The sequence below is a fragment of the Flavobacterium sp. ACN2 genome (genome assembly GCF_002303885.1).
Lineage (GTDB): Bacteria > Bacteroidota > Bacteroidia > Flavobacteriales > Flavobacteriaceae > Flavobacterium.
Genome location: NZ_MRCM01000005.1, coordinates 284,529 through 298,058 on the forward strand (window position 1 = coordinate 284,529; position 13,530 = coordinate 298,058).

At 35.0% G+C, this 13,530-nt stretch carries 10 protein-coding genes; all 10 read right to left on the bottom strand.

What is annotated here, in order from left to right; translation table 11 throughout:
* Positions 1 to 79: 79 nt before the first annotated feature.
* Positions 80 to 892: a DUF2931 family protein gene (locus BSF41_RS08400; protein ID WP_253251782.1), complete on the bottom strand. Its 813-nt coding sequence runs from the start codon at positions 890 to 892 to the stop codon at positions 80 to 82.
* A 64-nt stretch (positions 893 to 956) separates the two neighbouring features.
* The gene (locus tag BSF41_RS08405; RefSeq protein WP_172426869.1) at positions 957 to 2,414 is read right to left on the bottom strand and encodes a phospholipase effector Tle1 domain-containing protein; all 1,458 of its coding nucleotides are present in this window, start codon (positions 2,412 to 2,414) and stop codon (positions 957 to 959) included.
* 61 nt (positions 2,415 to 2,475) lie between these two features.
* Positions 2,476 to 3,546 carry a DUF2931 family protein gene (locus tag BSF41_RS08410; protein ID WP_095929047.1) on the bottom strand — a complete coding sequence of 357 codons (1,071 nt, stop codon included), beginning with the start codon at positions 3,544 to 3,546 and terminating at the stop codon, positions 2,476 to 2,478.
* A gap of 28 nt (positions 3,547 to 3,574) precedes the next feature.
* On the bottom strand, positions 3,575 to 4,594 hold the full coding sequence (locus BSF41_RS08415) for a DUF2931 family protein (RefSeq protein ID WP_253251783.1): 1,020 nt from the start codon (positions 4,592 to 4,594) through the stop codon (positions 3,575 to 3,577).
* 74 nt (positions 4,595 to 4,668) lie between these two features.
* Positions 4,669 to 6,072 (bottom strand): DUF2235 domain-containing protein, encoded by a 1,404-nt coding sequence (locus tag BSF41_RS08420; protein WP_095929049.1) that lies wholly within the window; start codon positions 6,070 to 6,072, stop codon positions 4,669 to 4,671.
* A gap of 5 nt (positions 6,073 to 6,077) precedes the next feature.
* Positions 6,078 to 6,248: a hypothetical protein gene (locus BSF41_RS23710; RefSeq protein ID WP_172426870.1), complete on the bottom strand. Its 171-nt coding sequence runs from the start codon at positions 6,246 to 6,248 to the stop codon at positions 6,078 to 6,080.
* 10 nt (positions 6,249 to 6,258) lie between these two features.
* Entirely contained in the window at positions 6,259 to 8,118 is a 1,860-nt protein-coding gene (locus tag BSF41_RS08425) for a phage baseplate assembly protein V (protein WP_141248131.1), read from the bottom strand.
* A gap of 21 nt (positions 8,119 to 8,139) precedes the next feature.
* Complete coding sequence (gene tssD / locus BSF41_RS08430) at positions 8,140 to 8,532, bottom strand: type VI secretion system tube protein TssD (RefSeq protein WP_095929050.1); 393 nt, start codon at positions 8,530 to 8,532, stop codon at positions 8,140 to 8,142.
* 335 nt (positions 8,533 to 8,867) lie between these two features.
* On the bottom strand, positions 8,868 to 10,319 hold the full coding sequence (locus BSF41_RS08435; protein WP_095929051.1) for a TolC family protein: 1,452 nt from the start codon (positions 10,317 to 10,319) through the stop codon (positions 8,868 to 8,870).
* Complete coding sequence (locus BSF41_RS08440; RefSeq protein ID WP_095929052.1) at positions 10,312 to 13,479, bottom strand: efflux RND transporter permease subunit; 3,168 nt, start codon at positions 13,477 to 13,479, stop codon at positions 10,312 to 10,314. The genes BSF41_RS08435 and BSF41_RS08440 overlap by 8 nt, the downstream gene beginning before the upstream one ends.
* Positions 13,480 to 13,530: the final 51 nt, after the last annotated feature.

Below are 13,530 nucleotides of genomic sequence, written 5' to 3' on the forward strand. Positions count from 1 at the left end.
CTGCAGATCAATTTTACTACCTGATTTTTTAAAAACTTCATTTACTTTTTCCCAACTAAAATAGAGATAAGCCTGTTTTTTATCTTCGTCTTTTTTGCCCTGTCATCCAGACTACATTAATTTCTGACGGAACTGCTCTTTCTTTGTAAGCAGGATCAATTACCCATGGGCGAAGCATACATTCTATTTCGCCATTATAAAAAGACGTTTGAATTTGTATGAGTTCTGTTTTAGGATTCTCTGAAATCACTAACGGGCGCCAATGGTAACGACTGCGGTAATTATCCCATTTTTCAGGGTTGGCGTCAGGTATTTTAAGTTCTATTTTTTCCTCTTCGAACCTTTCTGGAGTTATTCCATACTTTGCCAAATGTTTTTTATTAATTTTTTGAAGAATAGCATTGTCCATAATTACTTTTGCCTGATATCTTCCCAACTCGATACGCGTAATGCCAAAATTGAGCCATACTACGACCATGCCCTTTGGAGCAAAACCAAAAACAAGATTGCTGAAACTGTCGTAAGATTTTCCGCTCGAGGATTTGTGTCCCCTGCCTAGTCTTTTATATTCCTCTGTTTCTCCGTTTTCATCATCTATTCTGGCGTAAGCTCTTTCCATATAATCCTTAATAGTATCTATAGGAAAATCGACATTTAAACGATAAAAAACATCTTCGTATCCTGAATAATAAGTGATATCGGCTCCAATGGGAGTGCCGCGTTGTGCTGTCCATGTAGAACCTGAATCTCCCCATTGACCGGACGAACCTCCATAAGGCAGACCTGCAGGAACACCTTCGAGGGTCTTTATAGTATCATAAATTGGCTCTATTCTATATTTTGTTGCTGGTGAAGATATTTCTACACCAAACTCGGGTAAGTTTTTTTTCATCTGGCATTGTATTATTTGAATAAACAATAATAAGAACACTATACTGACGGCAATTTTAATTAGTCTATCCATATTGTATGTTACGGGTTCTTTCTGTTGCTTTTTTTATACCTCCTACTCTGGGACCCAACCCAAATTTAGTAGCACTGGCAGACCAGTGCAGGTACTCTCTTCTAAGTGTCTTTAAATCATTTACGTGAATAAAATCCTTATAATGTATTTTTTTTACTTCGTCTAAATATTCTTTTTGAACATTTTCACCTGCATTAAACCGTTTCACATATTGATTTCTTACATACGTACAGGTATTGATATAATGCACTAACTGTTTGTCTACATCCATTAAAAATGGTTCTTGTATTTTATGTCTAACAACTAAAGTTTCAAAATAAAACACATCAAACTGTTTGGAATAATGAAACATTCGATTGAGAGTAACTTTATCATACGTTCTGTGAACTGCTTTTTTTATACCTACTAAACCGTAATATCCTACGGGATTATCATTGTACTCTTCTGGTACTTTTTGGGTAAAATCTTTAGTGTACGAATGAACAATATGCAATTGATCAGGACTATACCAGCCTTCCTCAATCAATATTTGTTTAAATTTTTCGCATTCTCGATTAAAATAAGGTTCATAAAAAAGATCTACTCTTTCAGAATCATTCTCTACATAACATCCACCAATATCAGAATGCACTCCTGGCAGCGTGATTTCTAAGCCATTTATTCCAGCACTGTCAATATTGGTTAAATCAAAATTATCACGATGTTCATCATCGGCCGCAAACTGCAATACAAAAGAGGCTTTTTTTACAGCATCTAATCCTAACTGTTTGGTATCGTTATGTATAATGCTAATACCAAAAACGTCTTTGCCTCGATGGTCTACCCCATAAGCAGCAACAGTATCGTATAAGCCAACAAATCTGAAAATAATTTCACAAGGATTAAATCCCTGAGCTGCCAGACAGGCTCCAAAAAAACCATGCTTTTTTACCAGCAAATCTGTTTCGATGGTTTTTGTATAGGTCACCCCCTTCAGACCGTAAGGAGGCAGAGCTGTTTCCTTGTTACTGAACATTGGTGTATGCGTTACGGCTGGCGTGGTGGCCACATGCAGAAAATGCCTGGCAGCCGTTGCTCCTCTGCTAAAACCATATACATTTACCTCAAGGACCATCTTCTTTGTGGTATACTTCTGTAATTTTTCGCCAGCTAAAAAACAGGCCTTGGTCACTTTGGCTTTAACTCCGCGATCACCTTCACCCAGAGGAATTCCTGAGTTGTCCGGCATATTTCCAAAAAAAATAGTTTCGCTTTCTGAATCTTCCGTACCAATCCCTTCTATATAAATCCTAATTTGGTTTTCCTTATTTGGGTCTACCGCATCATAACCACGCGCTACATTAGAATAATCATTGGTATAGCTGTCATCCAGATGATTGGAGTTTTCATGTTCTTTTCCTGCCTCTGTATTGGTTTTATTGTTTTGCGTTCCATCAAAAAACAGATTCAATCGCACAATTTTTTCATCAGATAGTGAATCGTCAGGATTTTGTTTTTTACAGTATATGTTATTATTTACAAATGCAAGGAGCTTTTTTTACTATTTCTTTTGTCTCTTGGCTAAATTTAGGAATATTCAATTGTATACCATTTTGCTCTAAAAATATATAAGCAGTTGAATCATTGTCAATTTTTATTCCTATTGTGGTAGATATTTCACTTTTACTTTTAAACTGATTTATCATAAAACCTTTATCAAAGTTTAAGGGTAATCCTTCTTTTGTGAAAGCATTATCTTTTTGCCAATATTCATTACCTTCTGAAAAAGCGATTTTTGTTATAAAATCCTGATTTTTGTTGTCTTTCCATTTTACAATAAAAAGATAAGGAATAGCCTTTTTTTCACTTGGATTAAAAATTGATTTGCCAACGAGAGGCTGACATTCACCATTACACATTCTTGCTTTTACACTTATTATTTGTCCCCCTTCATGAACAGTGATATCTTGATTCCAAATATATTTTTGTCTATATAAATTATAAACATTGGGAGCTGGATACCCATGTTTATTTATGTTTTCCCTTGTTTCATTTGAGAGAAATTTTGGATCAGATAGTTTTTTCTTTGAGAACCCTTTTTCAAACATGAATTTTGCACTGTCATACACATCATCTTTATTTAATAGTGTCTCAGAAGCTTGGAATCTGCCAATTTCGATTTGTGCATCATCATCTCCTATCAACCATACTATAACCACTCCTTTTGGAGCAAGACCAAGTTGAATGGTTTTACAATTAAACTTATCATTACTATTCTTCTCTTCTTGATTGAGATATCTTTCAATAATATTTTCTGGCAATTGCCATTTACCTTTATAGAATTTTTGTTCAACTAAAGAAAGCCAAGTTATTTCAAAAGTTTCAGGAAGTGTATAAAATTCTTTTTTAGCAACTTCTACACCAATTCCCCAACTTGAATTTATACAAGATGGACCAAAAAAAGATTTGCCTACAAATCCTCGCTGTATTGCAACAGGGTATTCTTTTGGAACAGAAATACGAACAGACCATTCTTGTTTTTTTTCTACGCATGAACTTACCGTAATTGCCAATAACAATAATGTAACTATTTTTTTTATCATTACTTTTTTATATGTTTTTATCTTTTAATTAATAAGGATTTGGCTTTGTAAACGATTCCTGAGAAACAATTGCTTCCTGCATACTGATCTCTCTAGATGACGTTTTTAGTTTTATCGAAATCCCTTTCGTTTCCCTAGGTTTAGTATTTCTGTCAATATCTATTACAAAAGTTATAGCCTCACCTTCTTTTAAGTTCTCAAAAATGGCTTTAGATTTTTTTTCATCAAAGTAGACATCACTTTCCATACGTCTGTCGTTTATATCATGCCAAACGATATTTACTTTTCTTGGAATAGCACGTTTTTTAATAGGCATCACATTTCCGTTCAAACTCAAGAAAATAGATTCAAATTCTCCATTTATATAATTTGTAAGAATTGTTTCTACTTTATCTTCTGCCTTAACTTGAGGGGTTAAATTATATTCTCTAAAAAGCGTTTCCCAATATCCAAATGGAATTGTACCGTTTTTAATCTGGTCTAATATTTCTTGTGGCAGGTCTTCGTTCATGTAATCAACATAATCCTTAATCCCTGCTTTACCTTTCATTGATGGATGCGCCATTTCCCAATTAACATTATTATCTTCATGTGCCTGATATTTCCCTACAATGGTCATATTAGATTGGCTAAATACATATAAAACAACCATGCCTCCAGGAAACAAGCCAGCATTAATTACAAAACGCCTGTCGATAAAAATTTCACTTTTTTTAGTTTCTTTGTTCCAGTATGGTCTTTTACTGCCATTGATCATTAGGGATTCTATTTTATCTGAATCGAGTTTAAAAATTCCCGAATAGCTTTTGTTTTCAGTATAAGACAACCATGTAATATCGAGTGTTTTTGGTGAAATTCCTGTAGCTTCTCCTGATGAAGATCCGTCATTGTTTCCTAGATAACTACTATTAATAATACGATCAAATGGCATATATACATATCCACTTTTTGGGGTGTTCCCAACTATTAAGTGCCCTGAAAAAATTTCAGCAGGGTAATTTTTTGGTGTACATACTGCCGCACCCCAGGAATATTGTTCTTCTTTCATAGTATTTTGACATGAGATTAAGGTGACATTAAACCAGATAATAAGTGTAATGCATTTAGCTATCTTTTTCATATTTATCCAGATATTGTTACTCGTTTTCTAATGATATTACTTAAATTATCCATTTGGGGTTCCATACCTACTCCATCCATATTTGCAGAGCAATGCAAAAATTTATTACGCAAATCTGGCAATATGTAATAATCAGCAACCATAGTATTAAAATCATCAATTTCTTTTTGGTTTTTCCATTCTTTTTTTCGTTTTGACTCTATTTGTTCTTTAGTGTAGAATTTTAATTTGGGTTTATTATTAAAAGCATAATCATCTATTCTTTCTTTGACTTTTTTTAATTCATCAGGAATCATATAATCTTTATCGAGAATCTTATCTGTCCATGGTATTTTAAATTTTCGTTTTCCAAATTCTGCCATTAAGTGAAGAATTACAAAACTATATTCGTTACTAAGATTTTCACGTTTCCCTCTTAAATAATAAGGGACTAAAGGAGGCAATTCTTTTAACTGTCCAGATTTGAACCATCCTTGTTCGAGTACATGCTTTTTTTCTTTTTCAATTATGGGTGCAGATTCTGTAAGTATGACAATTTCTGTTTCACCATTTTTATAGCCTCCTCCAATATCTGAGTGACAGCCAGGCAGTAGTAATTCTATACTATTAGATCCTGCGCTGGCTATGGTCGTTAATGGGAAATTCTCACGAAATTCGTCTTCTGCAGTTAAATGAACTGTAAAACCAACAGTAGGTATTTTTAATGGTACTTTGTCTTCTTTGATATCATCAAAAACATTGTTACCATAGGATGATACAGTATCATAAATACCTAAAAACCTAATTTTTATTCGGTGTGGCAAGACATCATATTCCATTTTTTTAAAAGCTTTGCCTAGATACCCTAAATTATAACTTTCTTTATCACTTTTAACTTTCTTTTTATACAGTTCGTTAACAAAAATACGGGCGGCTGCAGCTCCACGGCTAAAACCAAAAACATCCAGATATAAAGTGCTTATATTTTTCTCATCATTATCTTGTAATTTTGTAACAATATCAACACATCCTTTTTCTACTTTTTCAAAAAGTCCAGTTTCTCCTTTTCCATATCCCTGACCGCGGGTGAAATCGCCGTAATAATCCTTTGTCCCATCAGGATTTTTATCAGGATTTTTAGTGCCAATGCCTTCAACATAAACAGAATAATAATGGCTTTCCTTTTTATTAAGATAAGCTTTTTCTAATCGATCGACATTGGAATTGTCATTGCCATAACTGGTATTGGAACCATCATTATCTGATACAGAACTATTTTTTAAGCTGGGATCTTTTCTTCTTCCTTCAATATTTTCTCTATTGTTGGAAGTTCCATCGAAAAAAACACCCATATAAACATCATTAACCTCTTTATCATCTTCTTTAGGAGCTACAAAACGTGGTTCTCCAAATATTACATTCGACATATTTTTTATGATTTGTTACCTATAATGTTAATTTTTTTATTTGATGTCAGTGTCAAATTTTCTTTGGTGGCAACAATCTCAATTTTTCCACTTTCTTCATGAATAGTTTTGGCTAAAGAGGTATAGCTGTTTTTAATTTTTATATTTAGGTTTCGGGCGGTTTTATTAATAGCCATAAATTATTTTTTAAAAGAGATTAGATTTTTCGGCACTATTTATTTCTACTGTTTTTTGAGAACTTTCTAACAACATGTTTTCCTGAGTACTAAAAATTTTAACCTCATCGGCAAACTGAGTTGATTCATAAGAACTTCGTTTATAGTTTTCAGTTATATTTTCAGTTTTATTGTCTCCAAATTCATTAATATCACCTTGTGCTATTATCCCAATATTATTTCCTGCATCCTGATTTATATTATTTCCTGCATCAACCTCAATATCCTCTTTAGCATCAATTTTTATATTTTTACCAGCTTTCATAACAATATCTTCACCAGCTTCCAATTCAATATTTTTAGGAGCTTTAAATCTAATGTTTCCGTCTCCATGAATTACAGCTATAGTTTCGCCTTTTTGGCTTTCAATTGTAATATCTCCCGTAGCATCGTCATTTATAATTCTGTTTCCGCTTCGGCTATGCATTACTGCCTTTATATCATTATTCGGCGTACTATAACCGCTTTTTTCCTTTCTGCTGGTCATGGTTCCCAATACAATCGGCAGTTCGGCATTATTGCCTTGAAAGTCTACAAAAACCGTATCGCCAATTTCAGGTATGATATGAGCGCCTCTGGCATCGCCTCCATAATTCTGCATTAAAGGAATATAGGGAGTGGTTTCGCCTTTGGCTGCCTGCCACGGCATCTGTACCTGTATACCGCTGAGTCCGTCAGGATCTGCATTGGCAGTTACAATGGCGGTCTGGCTTTTGCAGAATGGCACTAAATCTGGATCTGTTTCGGGAGAAAACACAGAACCGTTAAAATTTACAGCTGTAAAATGGTTTTCGTAACCGCCTCCGTCATCACAAATATGTGTTATCTGAGTAACGCGGTAAGAACTTTCTAACTGCATGTCGACACCTGTTACTCTTACTTCGTTTCCTATAGTAATGCCTGGAACTTCGCTTGAAGCTTTTATTTCTACTAAACCGCTTAAAACAGAGCGCATTTTGTTTTTGGCATATTCTTCTGAAGATCGCCTTCCGGATCCGCCCACAGGAGTCTGGTTTAGCTGTATGATTGTTTCTTTATTAAAAACTTCATTAGACCTATTTAAAAAGTTTTGATGAAAACCGTCGGCTTCTTTTCTGTATTTTAAAGTTTCATCGGTTTTATACTGCCCGTCATTGTTGTCGTTTTCTATTACTTTAAACTGTGCAGGGAGAAGTTTTATGGTATAATCAAAATCCTGCATGTTTATTCCATAGATTAATTTTGGCTGTGCGCCAACACCGCCCGGACTTCCAAAAATCGCTGTTCGTCCGTTATAATACAACCAATGTCCATTTCTTTTTGCCAGACGATTTATAAAAGCAAAATTACTTTCGTTATACTGCACAGTATAAGACAGGTTGTCTAAATAAAACGGTCTTACATCGATATCAATGTCACAGTCTGATTTTACTTTTTTTACAATATCATTCAGAGACATGTTGGTGAACGAATTGCATTCGGGTCCGTTTTCTAAGAGTATTGTAGTACTCTTTCCTTTTATTACGATGGTTTCTTCTACGTCTTTAATACGGGATTTTTGCAGTTTAACTTCGGTTACTATGCCGTAAAACTGCATGATGTAATCTTTAGAATCTGCTCCAATAATAAGATCTTCCAGACCCTCTATAGGTTTTATTTCTATGCTTATTTTTTCTCCGTATAACTTTTGGGAAAAAGGCATCACACTTTTAAATTCCTCTACTAATAAATCTTGTCTTACTTCGAATGAAAAAGTGTGGTGGTCGTGAATCGTCTGAAAAACTTCTAATTTGTTGAAATTAGCAATTCTTATTTCGCCAATTTTAATATTCGTAATTGTTTGCAATGCCATACTAGTTGTTTTTTAAAAGAGCTATGAGTTTTTCCAATTGTTTTCAAAAATTGTATTCCCAATTTTTACTTCGTTTGATGAAATCAAAATTTCAGTAACCATAGGAACTGATCCTTCACTTCTAAAACTTTTATGAAACGATATGCAGAAGGCTTTTTTAAAGGTTACATTTTTCATGGTGCTCATGGCGTCTCTGCGATAAAAAATGACTTTTCCGTCTTTTACACTGGTCTGAGATACCATCCAGTCTGAAAACAGATCTGTCTGTGTGGTTTCTATTACAAGTTTTATCTGTCCGCCTTTTGTCTTGTTGGCCGGTTTTCCGTTGTTATCGACATTCTGGGTAAAATGAACATCAAATTCTAAAACATTAAACACTTCATTGTCTAATTCTAATTTTGCTAAAAAACTCATATCTAAAAGGTTATTGATTATTTTACAGGCTTTTGTAGATTTTATAACCTTAATCAATAAATGAGAAGTGGTATTTAAGTAAATAAAATATTACATAATTATATTGTAAATATAATAAGACCGTTTATATAAGTAAGAAAAATATTAAATTTTAACAATAGGTAAAAATTTAAAAAGCATAAAAAAACCCCGAAAACTAAATAATAGCTTTCGAGGTTTATGGTCACTTTTTTTTCAGAACAGTGAAATGCAAATATAAGATAATTTTCTTACAAAAAAAGCCTTTCAGGATTTTACTCCCAAAAGGCTTTCTTTCTACAAATTAATTGGCAATATTATTTCCATCCGCCTCCCAAGTCTCTATAGACATGAACTGCAGCATTCAACTGTTCTTTTTTAGTATCAATTAATTCTAATTTCGCTTCTAATGCGTCTCTCTGCGTCATCAAAACCTCAAAATAATCTACTCGAGCCGATTTAAACAAATCGTTTGACACATCAATCGAAGTATTTAAAGCATCAACTTGTTTCGATTTAAGATCGTATCCTTTTTGAAGATTCTCAATCTTAGACATTTGGTTTGAAACTTCTAGATAAGCATTTAAAACTGTACGATCGTAATTGTACAATGCCTGAATCTGTCTTGCATTGGCACTTGCAAACTCTGCTTTAATTGCATTTCTATTAATCAAAGGAGCAACAAGATCTCCAGCCAAAGAATACAATAGCGATTCTGGCATAGTGAACAAATAAGAAGGTTTGAAAGCCTGTACTCCAATTGCAGCCGTAATATCCAAAGATGGGTAAAACTCGGCGCGAGCCACTTTTACATCCAATTTTGAAGCTACCAATTCCAATTCTGCTTGTTTAACATCTGGACGATTTTGTAACAATTGAGATGGAATTCCAGAACTTACAGAAGCTGGCAATAAACTTAAGAAATTAGTGCTGCTTGTTCTTTTTACTTCCTGAGGATATCTACCCAACAAAAAGTTGATTTTATTCTCGGTTTCTTTTATCTGTTGCAAAATATCAAACTCCATACTTTGTGAAGTTAAAACCTCTGCTTCAAATTTCTTAACTCCCAATTCTGTTGCTCTTGCGGCTTGTTTTTGAACTTTTACAATTTCTAAAGCGTTAGTCTGCAATTTGATCGTTTGTTTTACAATATCCAACTGATTGTCTAAAGCTAGTAATTCATAATACGAATCAGCAACTTCGGCGATGAGGTTTGTAATTACAAAGTTTTTACCTTCTACTGTAGCCAAATATCTATTTAAAGCTGCTTTTTTAGAATTACGCAGTTTTTTCCAGATATCTACTTCCCAGTTTGCATAAGCCGAAATCGTAAAATCTCCAAGCGGATCTGGAGTTTCTACACCTGGTTTAATCTCTGTAGTAGCATCACCTGCACCTTGACTGGTATATCTACCCACTTTTTCTACTCCAGCTCCGGCACGCAAGCCTGCAGTTGGCAATAAAAGTCCTTTTTTAACGCGAATATCATTTTTTGCAATTTCAATTTCCTGCAAAGTGATATTTAATTCCTGATTGTTTTTAAGAGCCGTATCTATTAAATCAACTAGATTCTGATCTTTAAAATAATCTTTCCAGTTTAATGCTGCCGTATTGCTGTTTGCATCCTGAGTCTGAACTGTTGAGCCAAACGATTCTGGAACTGGTGTACTGGTAGTAACTGCTGCCTCAGGTGCAGGGGTTTTACACCCTGCAACTGCTAGACATACAGCAAACGCAATACTATATTGATATGATTTAACTTTATACATGATTGTTGTCAATTTCTTCTGTTAATGGGTTTTCTTCTTCATGTTTTACCAATTTGTGTTTCTCAGCAATTTTAGCAAATATGAAATACAAGCCTGGAATTACAAATACACCGCAAATGGTTCCGATAAGCATACCTCCAGCTGCTGCAGTACCAATGGTTCTGTTTCCAATTTTACCAGGACCCGTTGCAAAAGCAAGCGGTAATAAACCTGCGATAAATGCAAACGAAGTCATCAAAATCGGACGGAACCTTGCTTTTGCCCCTTCCATTGCAGCATCTAAAACTGACTTACCGGCTGCATGCCTTTGGATCGCAAACTCTACAATCAACACGGCATTCTTACCTAATAATCCGATAAGCATTACCATGGCAACCTGTGCATAGATATTGTTTTCTAATCCTGTTAATTTCAATAAAAGGAAAGCTCCAAAAATACCTGCTGGCAAAGAAAGAATTACTGACAATGGCAAAATAAAACTTTCGTACTGTGCCGCTAATACCAAGTAAACGAATCCTAAACAGATTAAGAATACCCAAATTGCCTGATTCCCCTGAGCCACCTCATCGGCAGAAATACCTGCCCAGTCAATATCATATCCTCTTGGTAATTTTTCAGCAGCTACTCGCTGAATTACTTTAATCGCTGTACCTGAACTATAACCAGCAGCTGGCGAACCACTGATTTGTGTTGAGGTATACATATTATGACGTGTGATTTCTGAAAGTCCGTACACTTTTTCTAATTTCATGAAAGCAGAAAAAGGCACCATTTCATCACGATCATTTTTTACGTATAATTTTAAGATATCATCTGGCTGTGCACGATATTCTGGCGAAGCCTGAACGATTACTTTATAGTTGATACCGAATTTGATAAAACTGATTTCGTAGTTACTTCCCACAAGAGTTGACAAAGTATTCATCGCGTTTTCGATAGAAACCCCTTTTTGCTGTGCCAAATCATTGTCGACTTTCATCATGTATTGAGGGAAACTAGAGCTATAGAAACTAAATACGTTTGATAGTTCTGGTTGTTTGTTCAATTCAGCCACAAAATCGTTATTTACCTGTTCCATTCTCTTATAATCAACAGAACCGGTTTTATCTAACAAACGAAGCTCAAATCCTCCGGCAGCACCATAACCAGGTACAGCAGGCGGTTGGAAAAATTCGATATTCGCCCCCGTAATATCTTTACATTTTTCCTCCATTTCGTGCATGATCTCCAAAACAGATTCTTTTCTATCGCTCCAATCTTTCAAGTTAACCAAACACGTACCTGAGTTGGCACCTGTACCTTCAGACAGAATTTCATAACCTGCTAATGAAGAAACCGATTTTACTCCGTCAATATCCTCAGCAATTTTTTGAACTCGTTCTGCAATATTATTTGTTCTTTCTAAAGAAGATCCTGGCGGCGTCTGGATTACCGCATAAAACATTCCCTGATCCTCATTCGGAATAAATCCTGAAGGCACATTACTACTGATGATCCATGTTCCAGCACAGAAACCAAGAAGCGCTACAATGGTAACTACTCTTCTGTCAACAATTTTGCCCAGTAAGTTCTGATATTTACCTTGCGCTAAATTGAATTTTTCGTTGAAAGCATCAATAAATCTATTTGCAGGTGTTTTCTTTTTAGGCACGCCATGATTGTTTTTTAACATCATCGCACAAAGTGCCGGCGTCAATGTTAAAGCCACAATACCAGAAAGGATAATCGCCGTTGCCATAGTTACAGAAAACTGTCTGTAGAAAACTCCCACAGGACCAGACATAAAGGCAACAGGAATAAATACCGCAGCCATCAAGAAAGTAATCGCAATAATTGCCCCCGCAATTTCGTGCATCGCTTTTTTAGTCGCTTTAAATGGCGAGAGATGTTCCTCTTCCATCTTGGCGTGAACGGCCTCAATAACCACAATCGCATCATCGACGACGACCCCAATTGCTAACACTAAGGCGAATAACGTAATCAAGTTCAATGATATATCAAAGAATGTCATGAACACAAAAGTTCCAACCAACGATACTGGTACCGCAATTGCAGGAATAACCGTCGAACGCCAGTCTCCTAAGAAAAGGAATACTACTAAACCTACCAGAATAAAGGCTTCAACAAGTGTATGAATTACTTTTTCGATAGAAGCATCAAGGAATTTAGAAACGTCATACGAAATCTCGTAATCCATTCCTTTAGGGAATCTTTGTTTGATTTTTTCAAGTTTGGCTTTTACTTCTTCAATAACCTGATTAGCGTTACTTCCAAAAGACTGTTTTAATACAATCGCTGCAGATGGTCTTCCATTCAAATTAGAATAGATATCATACATCGAGCTACCAAATTCAACTTTAGCAACATCTTTCAATCTTAAAAGCTCTCCGTTTGGATTTGCTTTTACTACAATGTTCTCGTATTGTTCTTTTGTTGTAAAACGTCCAGAATATTTCAATACATACTCAAATGCTTGAGAACGTTTACCAGAACTTTCTCCCGTTTTACCTGGAGAAGCCTCCAAACTCTGACTAGATAATGCTTCCATTACCTCATCTGCAGAAATTTTATAAGCCAACATACGGTCTGGTTTCAGCCAGATACGCATTGCATATTCACGTGTTCCTAAGATATCTCCAGAACCAATACCATTTACCCTTTTCAATTCAGAAAGAACGTTGATATCGGCATAGTTGTATAAGAACTTCATGTCCGTATTTTTGTCTGTACTGTAAAGATTCACGTACATCAACATACTTGGTACCTCACGAGTGATTTTAATACCCTCACGAATTACCAAAGGAGGAAGTTTATTGGTAACCGAAGCTACACGGTTTTGAACGTTAATTGCTGCCTGATTAGGATCTGTTCCTAAGTTAAAGACCACTTTGATTGTAGCTTCACCATCGTTTCCAGCATCTGAAGCCATATATTTCATTCCTGGAACTCCGTTTAATGCTCTTTCCAAAGGAATAACAACAGCCTTAACCATCAATTCACCATTAGATCCAGGATAATCTGCGGTAACATTCACCATTGGAGGTGAAATTGTAGGGAATTGTGTAATTGGTAAATTTAAAACCGACAATACCCCTAAAAAGACAATAATCAACGATATTACTATCGACAGAACAGGTCTTTGAATAAATTTATTAAACATTTTTATATTTTTTAAATGATTAAACTTATTGAAGTTTAAAATGTTTCAAGT